Source organism: Litorivivens lipolytica (assembly GCF_014191715.1).
GTDB classification, from domain to species: Bacteria; Pseudomonadota; Gammaproteobacteria; order Pseudomonadales; family Spongiibacteraceae; genus Litorivivens; species Litorivivens lipolytica.
In genome coordinates this window covers 160,639-182,285 of the sequence record NZ_JACHWY010000003.1, presented here as the reverse complement: position 1 = coordinate 182,285, position 21,647 = coordinate 160,639, and the positions used below count along the sequence as shown (strand labels likewise).

Annotated in this window: 23 protein-coding genes; 14 read left to right on the top strand and 9 right to left on the bottom strand. The window is 56.9% G+C overall.

Going from position 1 to position 21,647, the window contains the following annotated elements; all coding sequences use genetic code 11:
* Positions 1 to 5 precede the first annotated feature (5 nt).
* Complete coding sequence (parE, locus tag FHR99_RS13025; protein ID WP_183411145.1) at positions 6 to 1,895, top strand: DNA topoisomerase IV subunit B; 1,890 nt, start codon at positions 6 to 8, stop codon at positions 1,893 to 1,895.
* A 70-nt stretch (positions 1,896 to 1,965) separates the two neighbouring features.
* Here parE and FHR99_RS13020 read toward each other — a convergent pair whose 3' ends face one another.
* A complete protein-coding gene (locus FHR99_RS13020; RefSeq protein ID WP_183411144.1) occupies positions 1,966 to 4,263 on the bottom strand; it encodes a TonB-dependent receptor in 2,298 nt (765 codons plus the stop codon).
* Positions 4,264 to 4,582: 319 nt separating this feature from the next.
* Between FHR99_RS13020 and FHR99_RS13015 the strand changes: the two genes are divergently transcribed.
* Genes FHR99_RS13015 through FHR99_RS13005 form a run of 3 tightly spaced genes read left to right on the top strand, consistent with a single transcriptional unit; the run spans position 4,583 to position 6,283 of the window.
* A complete protein-coding gene (locus tag FHR99_RS13015) occupies positions 4,583 to 5,113 on the top strand; it encodes a nuclear transport factor 2 family protein (RefSeq protein WP_183411143.1) in 531 nt (176 codons plus the stop codon).
* Positions 5,113 to 5,550, top strand: coding sequence for a DUF2721 domain-containing protein (locus FHR99_RS13010; protein ID WP_183411142.1), 438 nt, complete (start codon positions 5,113 to 5,115; stop codon positions 5,548 to 5,550). The genes FHR99_RS13015 and FHR99_RS13010 overlap by 1 nt, the downstream gene beginning before the upstream one ends.
* Entirely contained in the window at positions 5,540 to 6,283 is a 744-nt protein-coding gene (locus tag FHR99_RS13005; protein ID WP_183411141.1) for a TlyA family RNA methyltransferase, read from the top strand. The genes FHR99_RS13010 and FHR99_RS13005 overlap by 11 nt, the downstream gene beginning before the upstream one ends.
* A 24-nt stretch (positions 6,284 to 6,307) precedes the next feature.
* On the opposite strand, the gene FHR99_RS13000 is transcribed toward FHR99_RS13005, so the two are convergent.
* The 4 genes from FHR99_RS13000 to FHR99_RS12985 all read right to left on the bottom strand — a co-directional run bounded on the left by FHR99_RS13000 (position 6,308) and on the right by FHR99_RS12985 (position 9,763).
* Positions 6,308 to 7,354, bottom strand: a complete 1,047-nt coding sequence (locus FHR99_RS13000; protein ID WP_343067575.1) for a succinylglutamate desuccinylase/aspartoacylase family protein — start codon at positions 7,352 to 7,354, stop codon at positions 6,308 to 6,310.
* A 2-nt stretch (positions 7,355 to 7,356) separates the two neighbouring features.
* The gene (gene rimK / locus FHR99_RS12995) at positions 7,357 to 8,262 is read right to left on the bottom strand and encodes a 30S ribosomal protein S6--L-glutamate ligase (RefSeq protein ID WP_183411139.1); all 906 of its coding nucleotides are present in this window, start codon (positions 8,260 to 8,262) and stop codon (positions 7,357 to 7,359) included.
* A 9-nt stretch (positions 8,263 to 8,271) separates the two neighbouring features.
* Positions 8,272 to 8,721, bottom strand: coding sequence for an ATP-dependent zinc protease family protein (locus tag FHR99_RS12990; RefSeq protein WP_343067574.1), 450 nt, complete (start codon positions 8,719 to 8,721; stop codon positions 8,272 to 8,274).
* A 250-nt stretch (positions 8,722 to 8,971) separates the two neighbouring features.
* On the bottom strand, positions 8,972 to 9,763 hold the full coding sequence (locus FHR99_RS12985; protein WP_183411137.1) for a DUF2889 domain-containing protein: 792 nt from the start codon (positions 9,761 to 9,763) through the stop codon (positions 8,972 to 8,974).
* 122 nt (positions 9,764 to 9,885) lie between these two features.
* On the opposite strand from FHR99_RS12985, the gene FHR99_RS12980 reads away from it, so the two are divergent.
* Both FHR99_RS12980 and FHR99_RS12975 read left to right on the top strand, forming a co-directional pair.
* Entirely contained in the window at positions 9,886 to 10,269 is a 384-nt protein-coding gene (locus tag FHR99_RS12980) for a DUF4345 family protein (protein ID WP_183411136.1), read from the top strand.
* A gap of 33 nt (positions 10,270 to 10,302) precedes the next feature.
* On the top strand, positions 10,303 to 11,082 hold the full coding sequence (locus tag FHR99_RS12975; protein ID WP_183411135.1) for a DUF4126 family protein: 780 nt from the start codon (positions 10,303 to 10,305) through the stop codon (positions 11,080 to 11,082).
* Positions 11,083 to 11,089: 7 nt separating this feature from the next.
* Here the strand turns inward: FHR99_RS12975 and FHR99_RS12970 are convergent, their stop codons facing one another.
* Together FHR99_RS12970 and FHR99_RS12965 are read right to left on the bottom strand one after the other, a co-directional pair.
* A complete protein-coding gene (locus tag FHR99_RS12970; protein ID WP_183411134.1) occupies positions 11,090 to 11,473 on the bottom strand; it encodes an MAPEG family protein in 384 nt (127 codons plus the stop codon).
* 37 nt (positions 11,474 to 11,510) lie between these two features.
* Positions 11,511 to 12,389 (bottom strand): LysR family transcriptional regulator, encoded by an 879-nt coding sequence (locus FHR99_RS12965; RefSeq protein ID WP_183411133.1) that lies wholly within the window; start codon positions 12,387 to 12,389, stop codon positions 11,511 to 11,513.
* A 102-nt stretch (positions 12,390 to 12,491) separates the two neighbouring features.
* On the opposite strand from FHR99_RS12965, the gene FHR99_RS12960 reads away from it, so the two are divergent.
* The 6 genes from FHR99_RS12960 (at position 12,492) to FHR99_RS12935 (ending at position 19,041) form a co-directional block, all read left to right on the top strand.
* Positions 12,492 to 13,265, top strand: coding sequence for a ferredoxin--NADP reductase (locus tag FHR99_RS12960; RefSeq protein WP_183411132.1), 774 nt, complete (start codon positions 12,492 to 12,494; stop codon positions 13,263 to 13,265).
* A 147-nt stretch (positions 13,266 to 13,412) separates the two neighbouring features.
* A complete protein-coding gene (locus FHR99_RS12955) occupies positions 13,413 to 14,567 on the top strand; it encodes an alpha/beta hydrolase (protein WP_183411131.1) in 1,155 nt (384 codons plus the stop codon).
* Positions 14,568 to 14,650: 83 nt separating this feature from the next.
* Positions 14,651 to 15,037, top strand: coding sequence for an MAPEG family protein (locus FHR99_RS12950; RefSeq protein WP_183411130.1), 387 nt, complete (start codon positions 14,651 to 14,653; stop codon positions 15,035 to 15,037).
* Positions 15,038 to 15,055: 18 nt separating this feature from the next.
* Entirely contained in the window at positions 15,056 to 17,710 is a 2,655-nt protein-coding gene (locus FHR99_RS12945) for a CehA/McbA family metallohydrolase (protein WP_183411129.1), read from the top strand.
* Between the two features lie 175 nt (positions 17,711 to 17,885).
* Positions 17,886 to 18,548 carry a YiaD family glycine zipper/OmpA-like lipoprotein gene (locus tag FHR99_RS12940; protein WP_183411128.1) on the top strand — a complete coding sequence of 221 codons (663 nt, stop codon included), beginning with the start codon at positions 17,886 to 17,888 and terminating at the stop codon, positions 18,546 to 18,548.
* 1 nt (position 18,549) lies between these two features.
* Positions 18,550 to 19,041: an LEA/WHy family protein gene (locus tag FHR99_RS12935; RefSeq protein ID WP_183411127.1), complete on the top strand. Its 492-nt coding sequence runs from the start codon at positions 18,550 to 18,552 to the stop codon at positions 19,039 to 19,041.
* A gap of 23 nt (positions 19,042 to 19,064) precedes the next feature.
* On the opposite strand, the gene FHR99_RS12930 is transcribed toward FHR99_RS12935, so the two are convergent.
* Both FHR99_RS12930 and FHR99_RS12925 read right to left on the bottom strand, forming a co-directional pair.
* Positions 19,065 to 19,865 (bottom strand): ParA family protein, encoded by an 801-nt coding sequence (locus FHR99_RS12930; protein ID WP_183411126.1) that lies wholly within the window; start codon positions 19,863 to 19,865, stop codon positions 19,065 to 19,067.
* 98 nt (positions 19,866 to 19,963) lie between these two features.
* Entirely contained in the window at positions 19,964 to 20,224 is a 261-nt protein-coding gene (locus tag FHR99_RS12925; RefSeq protein WP_183411125.1) for a DUF1145 domain-containing protein, read from the bottom strand.
* A gap of 107 nt (positions 20,225 to 20,331) precedes the next feature.
* Here FHR99_RS12925 and FHR99_RS12920 point away from each other — a divergent pair, with 107 nt between their 5' ends.
* Positions 20,332 to 20,970, top strand: coding sequence for a lysoplasmalogenase (locus tag FHR99_RS12920; protein WP_183411124.1), 639 nt, complete (start codon positions 20,332 to 20,334; stop codon positions 20,968 to 20,970).
* A gap of 43 nt (positions 20,971 to 21,013) precedes the next feature.
* Positions 21,014 to 21,634, top strand: coding sequence for a riboflavin synthase subunit alpha (locus FHR99_RS12915; RefSeq protein ID WP_183411123.1), 621 nt, complete (start codon positions 21,014 to 21,016; stop codon positions 21,632 to 21,634).
* Positions 21,635 to 21,647 lie beyond the last annotated feature (13 nt).

The following is a 21,647-nucleotide window of genomic DNA, read 5'->3' as shown; positions in this document are numbered from 1 at the left end:
AGTTTATGAGCGACTATACCGCTGAATCGATTGAGGTTCTCACGGGGCTAGAGCCAGTGCGCAAGCGCCCCGGCATGTACACCGATACCACTCGCCCCAACCATCTGGCACAGGAAGTCATCGATAACAGTGTCGATGAGGCGCTGGCCGGCCATGCCAGTGAAATTACCGTCACCCTGCACAAGGACGGCTCGTTGAGCTGTGTCGACAACGGCCGTGGCATGCCGGTCGACATCCACAAGGTGCAGGGCAAGCCGGGGGTGGAAGTTATCCTCACCACCCTGCACGCGGGTGGTAAATTCTCCAACAAGAACTACCAGTTCTCCGGTGGTCTGCACGGCGTGGGCGTGTCGGTGGTGAATGCCCTGTCGGCCTCGCTGGAAGTGACCATCCGTCGCGACGGTCAGGTCTACCGGATGACCTTTAAGGATGGCGAAAAGGCCTCCGAACTCGAGGCTATTGATACTTGCGGCAAGCGCAATACGGGCACTGAGGTGCGCTTTTTGCCGAACCCGAAGTACTTCGATTCGGCCAAGTTCTCCATCCTGCGCCTGAAGCACGTACTGCGCGCCAAGGCGGTACTGTGCTCTGGCCTGCGCGTTATCTTCAAGGATGAAACCGGCGATGCCAGTGAAGAGTGGTATTACGAAGACGGCCTGACCGATTACCTGCTAAGCAGCACGCGCGGTTGGGAAACCCTGCCGGCGGAACCCTTTGTGGGTACATTCTCCAGTCACAACGAAGCGGTCGACTGGGCGGTGCAGTGGTTGCCGGAGGGCGGCGAGCCCACCACGGAATCCTACGTAAACCTGATTCCGACGGCTCAGGGCGGAACCCACGTTAATGGATTGCGCACGGGCTTGTTGGAAGCCATGCGCGAGTTCTGCGAATTTCGCAACTTGCTGCCGCGCGGCGTCAAACTGACGCCGGAAGATATCTGGGACAAGTGCAGCTATGTGCTCTCGTCCAAGCTGGAAGACCCGCAATTTTCCGGTCAGACCAAAGAGCGACTCAGTTCGCGTGAAGCAGCGGCCTTTGTTTCCGGTGTAGCTAAAGATGCCTTTAGCCTCTGGTTGAACCAGCATACCGGCGAAGCGGAAAAGCTGGCGGAGCTGTGTATTTCCAATGCCCAGACCCGTATGCGCAAAGCGAAAAAAGTGGTGCGCAAAAAAGTTACGTCCGGTCCGGCACTGCCCGGAAAGCTGGCGGACTGCTCCGGCGATGATCCAGAGCGCGGCGAACTGTTTCTGGTAGAGGGTGATTCGGCAGGTGGTAGTGCCAAGCAGGGTCGCAACCGCGAGTTTCAGGCGATACTGCCGCTGCGCGGTAAAATTCTGAATACTTGGGAAGTGGATTCACAGGAGATTCTCGCCTCGCAGGAAGTGCACGATATTTCGGTGGCGATTGGTGTTGATCCGGCGTCCGATGATCTGAGCGGTTTGCGCTATAGCAAAGTCTGCATTCTTGCGGATGCGGATTCCGATGGTGCCCACATTGCCACCCTGATCTGCGCGCTGTTTGTTCGTCACTTCAAGCCGCTGGTGCAGGCGGGGCACGTTTACGTAGCCATGCCGCCTCTGTACCGGGTGGATATCGGCAAGGAAACCTATTACGCGCTGGATAACAGCGAGCGTCAGGGCATTCTTGATCGGATTGAGGCCGAGAAAAAGCGCGGCAAGGTACAAGTCACCCGCTTTAAGGGCTTGGGTGAAATGAATCCGCTGCAGCTTAGAGAAACGGTTATGGATCCGGATACTCGCCGGCTGGTGCGCCTGACCGTTGAGCCCGGCGACGATACCGCCACCTTGATGGATATGCTGCTGGCCAAGAAGCGCTCTTCCGATCGCAAGGCGTGGCTTGAGACCAAGGGCGATCTGGCGGAAGTGGTTGGTTGATCGCTAAACGCGATCGGAAATAAAAAGGCCCGCCATTTGGCGGGCCTTTTGCGTTGTGGCTGCTAAAACCTCAGGGATATTTGGCGGTAAAGGTAATGCCCACTAAGCGGTCCGGGCCGGGAATGAAGGTTGGCAGGCCAAAACTGTCTCCGGTGTTGCCGGCGTCGAGCAGATAGTCCTCGTCCCGAATGTTTTTGCCGTATAGCTCGACCACGTAGTTGCCGCCCATGGATTCATAGCGCAGTGACAGATCCCAGATGGCGTAGCCTGGCTGCGTTTCATCCTGCGTGTCATCGAATTCCTGCAGGTCCGGACGGTCGTTGTCATCGTCGAAGAAGATTTCAGACTTGTAGGTGTAAGACGGGGTGATCGAGAACAAGCCGACGTCAGTCGGGAAGCTCAGGGTCGCGCCGATCGCGACACTGTGATCCGGGCTCAGGCGGAATTTATTGCCAGCAAATTCCTGAGGGTTGCCATCTTCATCTTCGCTGCTGAAACGACCGTAGTTGTAGCCGTAGCTGAAGAAGGTTTGCAGATTGTCCAGCGGCTGGGCGTCAATCTGCAGCTCCAGACCGTGGGCCGTTGCCGAGCCCGCATTCAGCACGATCACCGCAGCTTCACCCGGTGCAAACAGGGTGGTTTGGAAGTTGGCGTATTCGTAATAGAACACGGAACCGCTGATGTTGATGCGGTTGTCCATCAGGCTGTAAAAGCCACCGATCTCGTAGGAGTCGACTTCCTCCGCGTCGAGAGTTTCTCGCGCCACAAAGTCTTCGCCCTCGGGGGTGTTAAACGCAATAACTTCCGGGCGGCGGCCGCGTGAGTAACTGACCCAGCCATTAAGATCTTCGGAAAAGGCGTAGGACGCCACGGTTCGCCAGGAGAAGCCTTCAAAGGTGTCGCTGGCGCTGACCAGTTCACCGCCGGGAGACGCTGCGATAAACAGGGTATTGCCTGGGTCGTTCGGTACCGGGATCGGACCGGGCACAGGGCTGCCCAGCGTGCGGCCGAAGTACGACGTTTTCTTGTCGTCTTTGGTCCAGCGGATACCGGCGGTCAGTTGCAGCTTGTCGTTTACGTGGTAGGTCGCATCAGCAAATAAATCCACAGAGGTGGTATCGCTGCGGTTGGCAAACTCCTCCATATATAGCTCGCCGGAGGGTGGGTTGCTGGGCTCGCTGCCTTCGCCCCTGGCGAGAAACTCGAGGAAGAAGGGCAGACCTTGCTGTTTGTCCGTTGCGACGGGAACGTATTGCTCACCTTCCTCTTCCAGATAATTGGCGCCGAAGAAAGCTGAGAGCATGCCGCCCGCATCGTAGTTGAATCGAATTTCCTGACTGAACTGTTCGCCTTCTGCAATCTCGGAGGCGATCAGGATGTCGTACTGTGAGCCATCGCCGTCAAACACTTCATCGGACTCAAAGTCGCGCTTGCCCGAGATGGAGGTGAATGACCAGTCTTCATTAATATCCCACACCAGAATACTGGTCAGGCTGTCCAGTTCCCGCTCCAGTCCGAGTTCTTTGCCGCCCCGGTAACTGGGCGAGCTTTTTAGGGCCGCGCCGGTGAAGGGGCTGGTGTCGCCGCCGGGAGGTGCAAAGCGATTGTTCTTAAAGCCGGTACCGGGAGGCGTGTCTTTCTGGTGATTGGCGATAATGTCCCAGCGCAGTGTCTCCATCAGGTTGGCGCGCAGGGCGATGCGGTAGGCCTGAACATCGGCGCCGTTGTAGCCTTCGCCACCGAGCAGGTTTTCCATGTAGGGGTCGCGCTCCTTGTCGACAAAGGCGACGCGGCCAGCCAGTCGCTCATCAATTATGGCGCCGCCCAAGTGACCGCTGACTTCCTTGTACTTGGTGTCGCGTACACTTTCGCCGTAGCCGACTTTGATCTGGGCTTCGGTCTCGTAATCTGCCTTGCGCTGAATAACGTTGATGCCGCCGATCAATGCAGCGCGGCCGAAAAGGGTGCTTTGTGGGCCTTTGACGACCTCGACCCGCTCCAGATCATGTAATTCAAAAAAGGAGCCGCGCGAGCGGGAGGAGGGCACGCCGTCCTGAAACACGGCGATGCGAGGCTCAATATTGGATTCACCGCTGTCCGAAGTGATCCCGCGAATAACAAATGCTGGGTTGTTGGCGCTCTGTTCCTGTACTTCCAGGCCGGGAATGAAGTTGGCCAGCTCATCAAACTGCTGGATATTTAGCTCTGCCAACTTATCGCCACTCATGGCGTTGATATTGATGGGCACGTCTTTCAGTGACTGTTCACGCTTCTGGGCCGTGACAATCACTTCCTCGATCTGTGCCTGCAAGGGCAGTGTTGATGCGGCTAACACAGCTACCGTGCCGCAGCGAAGAGCTGATTTCATGAGCTTGGTTTTTGGGGTTTTAGAGCGCTTCATTTCCCGGATATCCCGTTTATTCGTGCAGCCAATAGGGCTGGTTATTGTTTATAGCGCGGCGCGTAAACGTGCCGGCGGATGAACCTGGGCGAGTGTAAGCAGTGAATATGACATTTCTGCAACAGCGCGACAAGGCGGAAGCGGGTAATCCCGTGCGTGCAGCTCGACAGCAGTGTAATAGTGCGTATTCGCTAAGTGAATGATCCGCCGAATGTGGCATGCTCGCCACTCGGGATGGGCGCAAGAATCGGGTAAACTGTGTTCAACTTGTTGATGGGAGCAAACCATGTCATTGGAAACCCTGCTGGCCAAGGATGCCATTCGCGATCTGGTACTACGCTATTGTCGGGCGATCGATCGGCGGGACTATGGAGCGTTGGCGGCTCTCTATCACGAGGATGCGACAGATGATCACTCGCCCATGTACTGCGGCAGTGCGGCGGGCTATCTCGAGTGGTTGCCTTCGATGCTGGAGACCATGACGGTGACCTCGCATATGGTGCAAAACCATTTGATAGAGGTGGATGGTCAGCGTGCAGAGGGTGAGGTGGTGATGGTTTCTTATCACCTGACCCAAGATGAAAATGGCAATGATATTGAGATCATTATCGGCGGCCGCTATCTCGACAAGTACGAATGTCGCGATGGTGTGTGGCGCTTCAGTCATCGCAAGATTGTGATGGACTGGAATCAGATTCAGGAGTCCACCTGTCAGTGGGATTCACCGATGGTGGAGGGCACACCAGTGGGTTCGCGCTGTGAACAGGATCCGGCCCATACCTTTTTTGATCTGCTGCGCTTTAGCCGGAGTCATTAATGGCCGCGGACATTTCGATAATTACCATCACGCAGGCGATTCAGCAGGCAGTGGCGCCGGTATTTCTGTTGGCGGGCATTGGCGGTCTTCTCAATGTTTTGACTGGCCGGTTGGCGCGCATCATTGATCGCAGCCGCTCTCTTTATCAACGACTCGAACACGCTACCGATGAGCGGGCCGACGGTATTCGGCAGGAACTGGAGACCCTGACGCGACGCGGGCGGGTGGTGCATCGCGCCATTGGTTTCAGTACCGGCAGTGCGTTATTGGTTTGCGTGGTGATTGCCCTGCTGTTTATCAACGCGGTGATGGGCTGGCACAGTGATACATCGATTGCGGTGCTCTTTATTCTGGCGATGGTCTGTCTGATTATTTCCCTGACGGGGTTTCTGCGCGAGATTCAACTGGCAACCCGGGTCATGTTGAATGGGCCTTAAACGCGCGGATGTCTTGCTGGTTGAGTGCGGGCTGGCGGAATCACGTGTCCAGGCTCAGCGCTGGATCAGTGAAGGCAAGGTCAGCGCAGGTGGAGCAGCCGTTACCAAAGCCAGTCAGAAGTTTGCCTCGGACGTTGCCTTCACCGTTCGTCGCGATGAGCAGGATCGCTTTGTATCTCGCGGTGGCTTGAAGCTGGCCGCTGCCCTTGAGAAAAACTACTTTCCTGTGACCGGCGTTGCCTTGGATGTGGGTGCATCGACCGGCGGCTTTACCGACTGTTTGCTGCAGTCCGGAATCGATCGGGTGGTCTGTGTCGATGTGGGTCACGATCAGCTGGCGGAGAAAATTCGGTCGGATGCGCGTGTCATCAACTATGAGGGCATTAATGCCCGCGAACTTCCCATTGAACTACTGCAACACTCAAACGATGGCTTTGATGTGGTAGTGATGGATGTGTCGTTTATTTCCCAAACCAAAATATTGCCCGGCCTCCCTGCATTTATAAAGTCGGGTGGCTGGTTAGTGAGTCTGGTTAAACCGCAGTTTGAGGTTGGTCGGGACTATATTGGAAAGGGTGGGCTGGTGCGCGATAGTTCGCGCTATGCGATTGTCGAGTCTGATATTCGCAACTGCGCCGAAGCGGCAGGGCTGAAAATAGTCGATTTCTTTGACAGCCCCATCGAAGGTGGCGATGGCAATCGGGAGTTTCTGTTGATTGCCACCAGGCCCTAGCCCCCCCCGACACGCTCTGCCGGATCAATAGATCGGCGGTTCTGCTTCTTCGCTGGAGTCTGATTTTTCAGTGTCGGGCTCATGCTGCTCATTAAAGGCCTCAACCCGCGAGTACACCCGATCGATATGTGTGTTGTACTTGGCGATATGGAACAGCGCCTCGCCCTCATGCACCAAGGGTAGATAGGTTCGTCCGATAACGATCCCTTCAGTCGGTGCGGTGATCTCCTGACTTTTGCTGCCGAAGGGGTCTGATACCAGCGCCAGAACTTCGCCTTTTTCGACCTTGGCTCCGTTGGGTACCAGAGCGCGTAAGATGCCACTTTCCAGTGCTCGCACCCAATAGGATTCGTCAGAGACAATGGGTGCCGCTTTTTTACGCTTGCTGCGAGATGCTGGCAGCATACCAATGTGGCGCATCACATTGATCACCCCTTTCACACCCGCGCGGATGGCGACTTCATCAAAACGCAGTGCTTCGCCGGCCTCGTAAGTCACCACTGGGATGCCGTTGTCCGCCGCGACTTCTCTCAGTGAGCCATCGCGCAGACGGGAGTGCATGACGACGGGTACGCCGAACACTTCAGCCATTTCTCGGGTGGCTTCGTCGTTCATATCGGCACGGATCTGCGGCAGGTTACCGCGATGTCGCGCGCCGGTATGCAGATCGATGCCGTGGGTGCAGTGGGTCACAATTTCATTCATGAAGGTGTGTGCCACGCGCCCGGCCAGTGAGCCTTTGGGTGAGCCGGGGAAGGAACGGTTGAGGTCGCGCCCGTCGGGCAAGTAGCGTGAGTTATTCAGAAAACCGTGCACGTTGACGATGGGGATAGCCAACAGTGTGCCGCGCAAACTTTTCAGCGCCGGGTGTTGCAGCAGGCGGCGTACGATCTCCACGCCGTTAATTTCATCGCCGTGAATGGCGGCGCTGACAAAGAGGGTTGGCCCTTTGCGTTTGCCGCGAATGGCTTGTACATCAATTGATAAATCGTTGTGGGTGTATAGCCGCGCGACCGGCAGGTGGATTAGCTCGCCACTGCCGGGTGAGAGATCAAACGGATCACTTTTCACGTTCATCCCTTGCCGCGGGTTCGGGTCTTGGAAGGTGCCGAGTTGTTTTCGATAAATTCGATGATCGCGCTGGCCACATCCTTGCCTGTGGCAGTTTCGATGCCTTCCAGGCCGGGTGAGGAATTCACTTCCATCACCAGCGGGCCGCGGGATGAACGCAACAGGTCGACGCCCGCGACATTCAGGCCCATGATTTTCGCCGCTTTCACCGCCGTGGCGCGTTCTGAAGGAGTCAGTTTGGTCAGCTGGGCGACACCGCCGCGGTGCAGGTTGGAGCGGAAGTCGCCATCCTGAGCGGTACGCTGCATGGCCGCTACCACGCGATTGCCAATGACCAGACAGCGCACATCCGAGCCGCCGGCTTCCTTGATAAATTCCTGTACCAGAAAGTCTGCCTTCAATTCGCGAAAGGCTTCAATAACCGACTCCGCCGCTTTTGCAGTTTCTGCCAGTACCACGCCTTTACCCTGGGTGCCGGACAGCAGTTTGACGACCAAGGGCGCGCCGTTAACCAGTTTGATCAGCTCTTTAGTGTTGTGAACTTCGTGGGCGAAGCTGGTGCGTGGCATGCCGACTTTCTTACGCGACAACAGTTGCAGTGAGCGCAGTTTGTCACGCGAGCGGACCAGCGCGACGGACTCAACAAGGCTGTAACAGCCGGTCATTTCGAACTGACGTATAACGGCTTGGCCATACTGGGTAATAGAGGCGCCAATGCGTGGAATCACGGCGTCATAGCCTTCCAGTTTATCGCCCTTGTACCAGATTGCCGGCTCGTCGGAACTGAGTTCCATATAGCATTTCAGGGTGTCGAGTACATGCACCTCGTGACCGCGCTGTTTCGCAGCTTCAACCAGTCGTCTGGTGGAATACAGTTTTCGGTTGCGCGACAGAATACCTATTTTCATTACAGATCCTTATTCGCTGGCAGCGATTTCGGGGGATGTACTTAGACAGTAGGAGCGGGCCGGGTCGACCACATAACGACCTTTTAACGCCGTGCGTCCGATCAGCATGCGAAACAACATAGTCGAACGATTGAACAGCGACAACTCGGCCAGAAAGGTGTCTTTGCCTATTTTAAACTGAGTTTCGATAATGTACCGCATGGTTTTGTGGCCGCCGGAGTCGGTAATACTGCGGTAATCTTTAACGCGCGCTTCACAGCTGATCACGTTTTCGTCGCTGTGCTGATCCGGGTGGATGGCAAAGCGTACCCACGTTTCGCTGTCGCGTTCGAACTCTTCGATATCGTAGGCGTGAATAGACGAGCTGCGCGCGCCGGTATCAATTTTGGCCTTGATTTTGCCGAGGCCGAGTTCGGGCAGTTCAACCCATTCGCGCCAGCCGATAATGTCTTTGTCCACGCCTACCTCAATGATTGGAGTACTTGCTGAGGATAGCGATAAGAGACTGTAATTCAAAGGTATTTTGCGATATTGACAGATTCTGGGTGGAAATGAGTCGCAAATTGCGGGCAAAAAAAAGCACCCAAAAGGGTGCTAAGAGGGGGTTCGGTTGTGATAAAGACCATGGATGAACACTGAGAACTAGGTTAGTGGCTCGATCCGGCCCGCTGTATTCGTATTTATACCTACAAGGTCGCCGGGGGCCGTATTACGCAGATTTGAACTGAAGAAGGTCTTCGGGTCTATCCGTAAAGTCCCTGTTGGTGTCGGGAAGGCGAATGGCTTGCTGTACCCGGCCTTCCGAATAGGTGTGGCAGGCGCCCGGAATATAGGGCAATTCGTCGCCGCGGGTACCTGCCATGGCGCTTGCGTCATAGCGCCGGGCTGAAGACACGAAGTAGCCTTTGTGTAGCACGAAAGCCGCCTCGCAGAGGTCACCGCTAAAGGTTTCGTTGGCCCATGCGGCAAAGCCCTTGAACAAGGGGCGCCCGGCATAGCACTCAGGGCCCACTATCTGCCATTCCTGAGTGGTAAAGCGCAGCATTTCCTCACCGTTGCACCAGACGACGGATTGGGCCGGCTGGCCGTCAACTTCATCGTCGACTTGTACCTCATACAGACGCTCGGTCTCCCGGCGGCCCGCGTGCACAATCGCGAGCACGCTGAGATCGAACAGGTGGGTGCAGTTGCTGAAGGGACTGACCTGGCTGTTGATCGATCGTGCATCGCTGCCCACGGCGACGCCGCGCAATGCGCGCAGTGGCTCGGTGGCGCCGGGGCAGGTAGTGTAGGGAACGCGAAGGGTTTCGCCCTGAACGTCGGTTATCAGGGTGCCGTCGTGGCGCAGCGTAACGCGAAAGCCGTGGCAATCATCTTCCAGCGCTGCGACAACCTGTCCGGGTTCGTTGCGCAACAGAATCTGGCGGCGAAAGCAGCCTTTGCCGTAGTTTGGGTTGATTGCAAACTCGCGATCGACGTTGGTGTAGGTGTTTTCGGACATGGAATCTCACACAAGCGTAAAGAGTGTCCACAGGCTAACACTGTCAGGGCTGGTGATTTACTTACGCTCGGTTAAGATTTGCGTCATTGTGCACATCCCGTTTTGAATGGAGCTAAGCGCTTATGGCAATTCGCATTTTACTTCTGGTACTCGCCGTCGGCTGGACACCCTATGGCATGTACTGCCTGGTTTTTCCCGAATTTCTTGGTCCGATAGCCGGCGTTGAGGCTACAGCGGCTACCGGTGTCGCGGAACTGAGAGCCATGTATGGCGGTCTTCAGATAGCGGTGGGACTGGCGGCTCTCGTCGGATTTCTGCGCAGCGACTATATTGAAAGAGCGCTGTGGGTGCAGGTGGTTGCGGTTGGCGGTATTGGCGGTGGCCGTTTGATTGGCCTGCTGGTCGGTGGCGATGCGAGTGGCTACACCCTTGGCGCGCTGGCTTTTGAGGGCTTGACCCTGGCACTGTGTGTCGCGGCGTTGAGGGCCCGGCCGAAAACCGCCTGATCCACCTTTCATCAATTAAAACAAGGAATTGCCGTGAGTGAATTTGAGCAGGTTGCCGCACTTATCTCGCTGAGTATGGGGGTGGCTTGGGCATCCGGCCTGAACCTGTATGCGGCCATGCTGGTGCTCGGTTTTGCCGGCAGTACCGGCAATATCGATCTGCCGCCGGGCCTGGAAGTCCTGCAGGACCCGATGGTGATGATGGCGGCGGGCCTGATGTACGGTGTGGAATTCTTTGCCGATAAAACCCCGGGGGTGGATACCGCCTGGGATTCTCTGCACACCTTTATTCGTATACCCGCCGGGGCACTGCTCGCCGCAGGCAGTGTGGGAGATGTGACGCCGGCTCTGCAGGTGGCGGCCGGGGTGCTTGGCGGTTCGCTGACCACGGTCACCCACGCGGCCAAGGCCAGCTCCCGGGTCATGATCAATACCTCACCTGAGCCCTTTACCAATTGGGGCGCCTCTATCGGTGAGGATGTGGCGGTTTTTGCCGGTCTGTGGGCGGCCCTCAATCACCCGGTGCTGTTTTTGGTGTTGCTGGTGCTGTTTATCCTGCTGTTGATCTGGATGCTGCCGAAGCTCTGGCGCGGCGCCATGCTGGTGCTGCGCAAGCTGGGGCAGTGGTTAGGGGTGGTGGATAAAGATTCGCCACCGGCTGCGGTGGAAACGGACGATCCGGTGGCGAAGCTCCAGCGCCTGCAGGAGCTGAAGCAGAGTGGTGCGCTGACGCAGGAGGAATTCGAGATCGCCAAGGCCCGAGTGCTGGGCACGGGCGTCAAACCCGCCGCAGAGGCGGGCGACGCAGGCTGACCTGCCCTTACTGGGGCAGGGTATCCATCAGCAATACGGCGCTGGCAATCGCCAGCGTCATCCAGGTGCCGAGGGTGCCGATAAAGCGGGGCATGCTGACACCAGCGGTGCCTGTCAGGCCGACGGCATGCAGTACCCGCGAAACTACTAAGGCAATGCCCAAGCCGTGTACCAGCTCGGCGCTATTACCGTTCATTTCCACTAGCAGAATCAGCACCAGTATCATCGGTACGTATTCGACAAAGTTGGCCTGCACCCGGATCAGGCGTTGCAGTTCTTCATTGCCGCCATCGCCCAAACCGATTTTGTGGGTGCGACGACCGTTGACCACGCGCGATGACAGGGCCAATAGCAGAATGCCGCTGAGGGCGGCGTAGAGCGAGGTAATCATGGGTTTTCCTTTGATGTTATGAACTTGTGGGCGGAGTTTACCCTTCGCGACACAGATCCAGCCAGCGCTGGATACCGGCGCTGCGGTACTTCTGTTTGTGCAGCACAAAATAAAAGTGACGTCGGAAATCCTTGGGTTCGGTCTGCAGCGGCACCAGTCGGCCGCGGTGGAAGGCCTCTTCAAGGGTAATGGCCGACAGGCAGCCTAGCCCCAGATCGGCCGCCACTGCCCGCTTGATCGCTTCGGTATGCTGCAATTCCAGCGCAATCTGCAACTGCGGGAGCAGGCCGTGCAGGGCGCGGTCGAAGGCCTGGCGCGTGCCCGAGCCGCGTTCGCGCAGAATCCAGGGCTGGGCGATCAGCTCCGCATCGCTGACTCGGCGGCGCTTGGCTAGGGGGTTATCCGGGCTGCAGAAAACTACCAGCTCATCGTCGCGCCAGGGCACGATGTCGAGATCCGGGTGGTGGTAGTCGCCCTCGATCAGGCCAATATCCAGCTCAAAATCCAAAACCTTGCTGGTAATGGCCTCGGTGTTGGCTACCTCCAGATGGACCCGGGCGCCGGGCTGCTCGGCCATGTAGCGGGCGACAATTTCCACCGCGAGATAATTGCCGATGGTCAGGGTGGCGCCCACCTTGATCTGGCCGATATCCGTGTGCTGTGCCAGCGCCTGCTCAAAGGCCTTGGCCTGCTCCAGCAGCCGCTCGGCTTCCGGGCGCAGGGCGCGGCCAAGCTCATTGATCTGCAATCTTTTTCCAACTCGGTCAAACAGTTGCACGTCGAACTGCTGTTCCAGCTCTTTCAGGGCGCCGCTGGCCGCGGACTGGCTCATAGACAGGAGTCCTGCCGCGCGGGTGATGTTCTCGGTGTGGGCGGCGGCCAGAAAGACCTCAAGCTGGCGCAGGGTGTATTTCATAATCGGTAAAACCGCTAAGAGATATTTGAATAACCCATTTTACCGATGTTTGGTGGCGGGTCTATAGTGGCTCCCACATTCAGCGAGGAGAGATGGATCGCCATGACCAGCCTTGTTACAGAGCGAGTAACGGATATTCACCACTGGAACGACACGCTGTTCAGTTTCAAGACCAGTCGTGACACCGGGCTGCGTTTCGAAAATGGACACTTCGTGATGATCGGTCTGCCGGTCGACGGCAAGCCTCTGCTGCGCGCTTACAGTATCGTGAGCGCCAACTACGACGAAGAGCTGGAGTTTCTCAGCATCAAAGTTCCAGATGGCCCGTTGACCTCGCGTCTGCAGAACATTCAGGTGGGTGACGAGATCTTTGTCAGTCGCAAGCCCACTGGCACACTGGTGGCGGATCACCTGTTGCCCGGTCGCAACCTGTACCTGTTCTCCACCGGCACCGGTTTGGCGCCGTTCATGAGCATTGTCAAAGACCCGGAGGTTTACGAGCGCTTTGACAAAATCATTCTGTGCCACGGGGTTCGCTATGCCAGCGAGCTGGCGTATGCCGACTACTTGAACAATGAACTGCCGGAGAACGAGTTTTTCGGCGATGTGGTGAAAGAGAAGTTGGTGTACTACCCCACGGTGACCCGCGAGCGCTTTCGCAATCAGGGGAGGCTGACGGACCTGCTGGTCAGCGGTCAGCTGGCCGCAGATGTGGGGCTGCCAGAACCCAACCTTGAAGATGATCGTTTTATGCTCTGCGGCAGTCCGTCGATGCTGAAAGAAATGACGGCCCTGCTCGACGAGCGCGGCTTCCGCGAATCCCGCAACGGCTACCTCGGCCACTATGTGATTGAGCGGGCATTTGTTGAGAAGTAAAGACTGAAAAGTAAGTCACAGGTTTCAATGCTCTTGGGCGGTTACGGCGCGCGGCTGTAATCGCCCTTTTTTTGTTTTGGTACGCGCAAGTGGTAGGCTAAGCCGCATATTTTTTATCGAACGTTTGCGGGTTTAGGGGAGATGCGTGTGAAACGTCTGTTGCTGGTAGTTGCGGTCGTCATTGTTGCCTTGGGTTTACTGCTGACCTTTTCCAAGCGCCCTGAACCGCTCGATGCCGCACTGGAAAGTGCCCAGCGTCTGCAGGATGGTCCCCACCCGGTAAGTAGTTTTGATATCACGCTCGAAGACACAACGCGCCCAAGCCAGCCCCACGGCGACTTCGCAGGGCGGGACTCGCGCACACTGAAAACGCGGATCTGGTATCCGGCCGACCTGTTAAAAGAAGGGCGGCCGGCCGCAGATCCCCTGCCACTGTTGATCTACAGCCACGGCTTTATGTCCATGCGCACAGGAGGTGCCTATATGGCCGAACATATGGCGAGCAAGGGTTATATTGTGGCGTCCATGGATTATCCGCTCACCAACTACAACGCACCGTATGAGCCTTACGTGGTGGATGTGGTGAATCAGCCGGGCGATGTTAGTTTTCTACTGGATCATTTGCTGAGCTGGCATACTGAAGCCGGTAACCTGTTTGAAGGCGCCGTAGATGAATCACGCATCGGCTTGTTTGGATTGTCTCTCGGCGGCATGACGACCACCATGGCCGCCTTTCATCCGCGGCTGCACGACCCTCGCGTCGATGCTGCGGTATCGATTGCCGGGCCGAGTTTTACCTTTACCGAACGCTTTTATGCCCAGCGCGGACTGCCCTACCTGATGATTGCCTCAGAGATCGATGCGCTGGTCGACTACGAGGCCAACGCCTTGCCCACGCTCAAGGTGCCGGGTGCCATGTTGCTGAGCATTGAGGGTGCTTCTCATACTGGCTTTGCCGATATGGCTCGCTTTCTGCGCTGGATGAAAAACCCCGACAAGATTGGCTGCGATCAGGTGAAGGCTAATCTCGAAAGTTCCAGCGAAGAAACCTGGTTTGAGGCGATTGGTACGCCAGACGAGGGTGTTGTGCCACGCGATCCGCCGCCGCTGTGTGAAATGGATCCGCTGCCAGAAAGCATGAACCCGATTCGTCAGCAGTGGCTGACCCAGCTCGCGGTCGCCAGTTTTTTTGACGCACAGTTTGCGAAAGAGCCCAGCGTTCGCGCAGCCAGTTTGCGCTATCTGACGCAAACTCTGCCGGCCGAGATTGCCGAGGTCAGCATTGCCATGAATAATAACTGAGCGGGTATTTCAATCCGGTAACGATTCCGCTTCCAAAAATACAGCAAACTGAAAATAACACTAACCAAAAAAAGGAACTTGCTATGACAACTGCACTCTGGTGCCTGATGATTACCGCGTTGATTCCCACGCTGCTCTCTTTTATCGGCGGCTTTCTGCGCCACAAGGAATTAGGTGGTGCCGACAACAAAAATCCGCGACAACAGTACGCGCAGGCAACCGGCGTCGTGTCCCGGGCATTTGCCGCCCAGCAAAATGCCTGGGAAGGCCTGATGTTGTTCACCGCTGCACTGGTCGCCGCGTTTGTTTCCGGTGTGCCGCAGGAACAATTGGCGACGGTTTCTATCGTGTTTGTTGTGGCGCGTGTGCTGCACGCGGTGTTTTATCTGGCGGATCGCGACGCGCTGCGTTCACTGTCGTATCTGGTTGCGCTGGGTAGCGTGATCTGTATTTTCATTATGGGAGCGTAATTGTCGGCGGTGGTCAGTATGACAGGACAGCACGCAAACCGGGGCCGGGCATTCTTGCTCGGCCTTGTTTTTCTGGGCGCTACGGCTAATGTTTGCGCGGGTTTGGCAGAGCGTTACCGAGCCTTTCAGCTTGATGGTGCTAACGTTGACACCGTGCCGCGGTCCGGGCCGGATGCTATTGCCGGGCGCGGTGATTGGTGGCTGAGTGACGGCCATTTGTGTGCCGCGGTCAGTGCCGTAGAGCACGATTCGGGTATTGTGGCCGGTGGCGGTACCCTGATTGATTTCGGCTTCTGTGATCGCGCCGATGATCAATGGACTTACACCAACCTGCTGACCGGGCTGGCCAAGGAAAAAGCAATTCGCGCCCAGCATATTGCCGCTACCCAGAGTAAAGGGCGGGCCGAAATTGCTGTTACCGGTGAAGATAGTGGTCTGCGGCAAACGGTGCGTTATGTGTTGGACAAGCAAGACCCCGACGCGCTGTCGATGTGGATTGATATCGAGCGCGTCGCACCCGGCCGCGCCGTGACCATGAGTGGCCTGCTGACCGTTTACCCTCACCGCGCCATGTCGGCCTACACCCTGTCTACCCGCAATTCAGAATACAGTCTCGGCTTTGATCACCCTTATATAGATCGCAACGATGTGTTTTCGCTGGTGAGCGGCATGATGCCGGCGGACTGGAGCATTCTGGTGGGCAGTCATGCTGCCGACGCGCCGATCAGTTATGGCCTGCAGATGGTGTCAGCCTACCTGACGGATACTGAGGGTAACGATCACGCCTTGCCCCGTTTTCTGATTACCTTGCCGGAATACAACCTGCACGGCTGGATGACGCGCCCGCTGTGGTGGGATAGTGAAAAGCCGGGTATGTGGCAGATGCTGCAAAGCCAGTTTATGGATCTGAAAGTCGGCGAGCGGATGGTTGTGCACCTGCGCGTGGTGCCCGGCCAACACGCGGATGTGGCGGCGGTTACCGACCAGATGTATCAGGGTGCATTGCTGGAAGGTAGTGTCAACGCGGCTCCGGTTTCGCTGGCCCTGTTTAATGCCGAAGGCCAGCCGCTGAGCCAGCGCCGAGTTTCCGAGCCGGGGCGTTTTTCCCTGCGTCTGCCGAAAGGGCTTGAGCGGGTGAAGCTGGTTGCACGCAGTCCCTGGGGCGAAATACTTGAGCGCGAACAGGACCTCAGTCAGGGGCAGGATCTGGGCGCGCTTACATTTACCCAGCGCAGTGAATTGCGACTGCCCAGCGGTTCGCCGATGAAGCTGACCTTTCATGGCGTGAACGGCACGCCGAACCCCCGTATTGGCGATGACCTGCTGAATTTTCGCGAAGATGGTCAGCCGGTTGAGCATTCGCTGGTCAGTCAAACCGTGTCGCTCGCAGGTGTTGAGTCTGACCCACCGTCCGTATTCTTGCCGCCGGGTGATTACGAGGTGCTTGCCAGTCGTGGGCTGGAGTACGACGTTTCTCAGTTGCGCGTGGCCGTGCGTCCCGGAGAAGTCTCCCGGTTAAACATCGAACCGCCAAAACGGGTGCTCGACAATGACTGGGCGTCAGCGGATTTTCATGTTCATGCGGAGGCCAGCTTTGATTCCACTCTGCCTCTTTTGGAACAGATGCGCAGTTTTGTCGCGCAGGATGCGGATATTCTGGTGCTCGCCGAACACAACCGCATTGTTGACGGACAGGCGATACTCGAAGGCAGTGGCCTCGAAGAGGCACTGCACCTGATTACAGGTTCGGAGCTAACCGGCATGGCGCGCACAACGACGGTGCCAAGCTCTATCGGTCACAGCAATATCTTTCCGGTGTCGGAGCGTTCGGATTTGTTTGCCGGCGGTGTGCCGCAAGTGGAAGATCGCCGCCTACGAAGCCTGATCGCAGAAACCCGTTACCGCTATCCCGCGGCAATTTTTCAACTGAACCATCCGCGCTCCGATGGTGCGCTGGACGACGACTTGGCCTTTTTTGATCACCTGTCTCAAGGCATGCCCTTTGAGCCCTCTCTGCCCATTACGCATTCGCGCAACTTGCCTTTGGTTGAAAGCGGGCCGAGCGGCTTTCGCGATATCGACTTCGATGCCATGGAAATTCTTAACGGTGACGAAGTGGCGGCCTACCATCGCATTCTCCGCGACTGGTTGGCGCTGTTAAATCAGGGCTATCGGATTCGCGCCACCGGTAACAGTGACTCCCATGAGCTTGCGGAATTCGTGGGTATTCCGCGCAACTATCTGGATGTGCCCAAGCGCGGTCAGGGGCGCACCGATGCGGCGGTGGTCGAGGCGATACGCAAGGGCGCCCTCTACCTGTCGAGTGGCCCCCTGCTGAGCGTCAGCCAGTCGGGTGGGTCGGTTATTGGTGAGCAATTGACGGGCGCGGAGCAGTCGCTGGATATTGCGATCGCGGCGGCGCCGTGGGTCGCTGTGGATACGCTGAATGTCTATGTCAACGGCCGCCTGCACAGCTCCCGCAACGTTGAAGCGAACCAGGCCTATTCAGAATCGATTCATGTTCGTCGTGATAGCGTCGTGGTCGTTGAAGTGACAGGCCCCGCGACAGCAGTCTACCGCAAGCTGCTGCCGGGCTTGGAACCGATAGCACTGGCCAACCCGGTGTATATCGATGCTGATGGCGATGGTCGATGGACTGCACCGGGCTTGTAAGTCGCAGAATTTAGTCGCCCGATTTTGCGGTGTGAGAAAAGGCGGGCGCTATGAAGGCAGAGTGAAAAATTCGGCAATAGTACGCAGAATGGAAAGGCGACAGTTTCTACACTCGCATATTGTTCTTTGTGTCGGTAATTTTTAATCACAATTTCTCAAAAAGGGGAGTCCTCCTATGAAATCAACATGGCTTGTACGCGCAGCTAGCATTGCGCTGGCGTTGATCGTTGCCGGTTGTACCATTGATCCGTACACCGGTGAAAAGAAAACCAGTAACACTGCGAAAGGCGCTGGCTTGGGTGCGCTGGCGGGTGCGGCGATTGGTGCCGCAACCGCAGGTAAAGACAAAAACAAGGCAATCAAGCAAGGTGCTCTGGCCGGTGCTGCTGTGGGCGCAGGTGCGGGTTATTACATGGATACCCAGGAAGCCAAACTGCGTCAGCAGCTTGAATCGACCGGTGTTCGCGTTGAGCGAATCGGTGACACCATCAAGCTGATCATGCCCGGCAACATTACCTTTGATACCAGCAGCTCATCGCTGAAGCCTTCGTTCACTGACGTGCTGAACAGCGTGGTTATGGTGGTTAAGGAATATGACAAGACCCTGCTACAGATTAATGGTTACACCGACTCAACCGGCAGCTTTGAGTACAACCAGAACCTGTCTGAGCAGCGTGCGGAAAGTGTGGCTCGCTTCTTCCTGAACAGTGGTGTAGCCGCCAGTCGCGTGCGCACCGCCGGTATGGGGCCGCGTGACCCGATTGCCAGCAACGACACTGCGGCGGGCCGCGCCCAGAACCGTCGGGTTGAACTGAGCCTGATCCCGACCGGCCAGTAAGATGTCATTGCGTTCGATCCTGAAACCGCTCGCCAAGACGAGCGGTTTTTTTGTGCTCGCCCTGGCCCTGCTCACCAGTGGCTGTGCCTGGATGCGCGATGCCGCTAAGCCCGAGGTCAGCTTGACCTCACTGTCGCTGGAACCGCGTCAGGGCTTTTCCCAAACCTTGAATGTGGGTGTGCGGGTGCGCAATCCGAACGGTTTTGCATTGAATATCAACAAGCTCAACTACCGGATTTTTCTCGAAGACAGCGAGCTGGCGTTCGGTCGCCGGGATGAATTGCTGTCGGTGCCGGCCAATGACAGCGTCAACCTGACGGTGCCGGTGGAGTTGAATCTCTTCAGTGGATTAAAACTGGCGGAGAAATGGCTGCGCAATCCCAAGGATGCGCTGGACTACCGTCTGGAAGTGGATGCGGATGTGGCTAACTTCGGGCTGGGTCTGATGAAGATCCGCAAGGAGTCCACTATCAAACTGACACCGGAGCGCTAGCGCTCCGGTTGTTTTGTCTATGCTCAGGCCGTTTTCTTGCGGCCTTTTTTCTTACTGTTATTTTCCAGGTCGCTGTGAATCGCCAGCAGCTGTTGCGTCAGCTTGTGGGATTGCGCCATATAAATCAGGGGGGTCTGGCGGGTACGCGATTCCTTCATTTTCACCGAACTGCTGAGGAAAGTCTCAAACAGGGGTAGCCCCTGTTCGGTCAGTTCGCTGGTGAGCTGGGCGGGTAGTGAGGCCTGGGCCTGAAATTGATTGACCACAATGCCTTCGAGTTCCAGCTTGGGGTTATGGTCTTCCTTGATCTCGGCGACGGTATCGAGCAGCCCCATCAAGGCGCCGGAAGAGAAACTGTCGCAGTCGAAGGGAATCAGCAGCGAATCACAGGCAATCAACGCTGAGCGGCTATAAAAGTTGAGCGCCGGAGGTGTGTCGATGTAGATGTGCTCGTATTCGTCGCAGAGGTTGTCGAGGGCGTCACGCAGCTTGTAGATCTTATGGCGGGATTCCAGATCGCGCTCGATGCTGGCCAGCTCCGGGCTGGAAGGCATCAGGAAAAGGTTTTCGAACTCGGTGTTGTAGATGAAATCACGGGGTTCTTTGCCCTTGCCGAAGAAGGAGAGCTTCTGCCGGAAAAAATCCGCAGCGTTGTCGTTCAGCTCCCGAAACTGGGTGCCGATCAGATACTCGCTGCTGTTGCCTTGCACATCTAGGTCCACCACCAGGGTTTTGTAACCCTTCCAGGCGCTGATAGCAGCCAGATTACAGGTAATACTGGTCTTGCCGACGCCACCCTTCTGGTTGAATACGACTCGCTTCATTGACAGCCTCAATTCTTACTGGGTCAAAAGCGCAATCCTACCAATATGCGGTGGCGTTCTCCATCGCGGCGGTGAGTCTGGTGCCTGATCTTTCGCGCTCAGGCCTTGGATTTATTCATCCACTGGCCGCTGTGCAGCACACCGAACAGCAGGACCAGCAGGTAGCCCTGAAACGCGGGCACCTTGGGATCGGCCTGAATATGCTTGCGAAAGACAATACATTCAATGGCGTGTGCGACCAAAAGTGCGATGGCGATGCCAGTGACCCACGGAGCAGCGGCGCCAAAGGGAGTGATCAGATTGATAACCGCGGCAACCCAGAAAGCGAAGGTGGCAATCTTGCCCAGAGTGTTTCCCATGATGTGATCCTTATTATGTGCCCGGCGATGTATTTGCCGAGGCTGAGCTTGTTATGCGGTGGGGCATGGTAAACAATATTCCTTCTTTACCCAAGACAGGATGCCCCATGTTGCCCACTCCGGTTCAACTTCCTGCCCTGATCTGTTTGCTCAGTGTAGCCTTGCTGCTCGTCTTCGAGCGGCAGGGCCTGCGCCGCGCCGAGTGGCTATTTAAACCGCTGGCTGCGCTGGCCTTTATCTGGGCTGGCCTCGCCTGCGGTGCGCTCGACAGTGTCTACGGTCAGTGGATTCTCATGGGGCTGGTGCTCTGCATGGCGGGGGATGTCTTGCTGATTCCGCGCGGGCAAGGGCCCGCCTTTCTCGCCGGCATGGCCGCTTTTTTGCTCGGGCACCTGGGCTATGCGATAGCCTTCCTCCAGTTGCCGCTGGATATGCGCGCACTGCTGGGCGCTGTCGTTGGAATGGGGCTGGCAGCGGCGCTGGTGCTGCGTTGGCTGTGGGCCTACCTCGATGCCCAGTTCAAGGTGGCGGTGGTGGCCTATGTGTTGGTGATCTCGGCCATGGTGTGTCTGGCAGTGGCGACCGGGCACTCGTGGGTCATTATTGGTGCCATTGCCTTTGCCGTGTCTGACCTGTCGGTGGCTCGCAATCGCTTTGTGGCGCCGGGGCTGTTCAATCGGCAGTGGGGCTTGCCTCTCTACTTCGCCTCGCAATTGGTTATCGCCGCGACCATTGTGATGGTTTGAGTCTGTGACCAAGTAAGGCATTTAAAACGAATTTGGATAGTTTATGTACACAGGAATTGTCGCCGGCGCGTTTCCGCTGGTGGAACTGACCCAAAAACCGGGTTTGAGCCAGCTGGTAGTCGAGCTGAATGAGGCGCTGGTTGCTGGGCTGACCATTGGCGCCAGCGTGGGATTGAACGGTGCCTGCATGACCGTGACAGCCATCGACGGCGTGAAGGTACACTTTGATGCGATGCAGGAAACCCTGTCGCTGACGACGCTGGGCCAGTTGCGTGAAGGCGATTTACTGAATGTCGAGCGCTCGGCGAATCAGGGCGCCGAAATCGGTGGCCATCTGATATCCGGTCATGTGGATGGCACGGCCGAATTGATCGCGCTGGAAACGCCGGAAAACAATTGCACCATGACCTTTCAGTTGCCGCCGGAGCTGGTCAAATACGTGTTTAAAAAGGGCTTTATCGGCTTGCACGGTTGTAGCCTGACGGTGGCGGACTTTGATCGGGAGCGAAGGCGCTTTTCTGTGTGTCTGATCCCCGAAACCCTGCGCGTCACTAACCTGTCTGATTTGCAGCTTGGCGATCGGGTCAATATCGAAGTGGATCGCCAGACTCAGGTGATTGTCGATACCGTGGAGCGGGTATTGGCAGAGCGAGAAGTGCATTAGCCGGCGCTGTGGC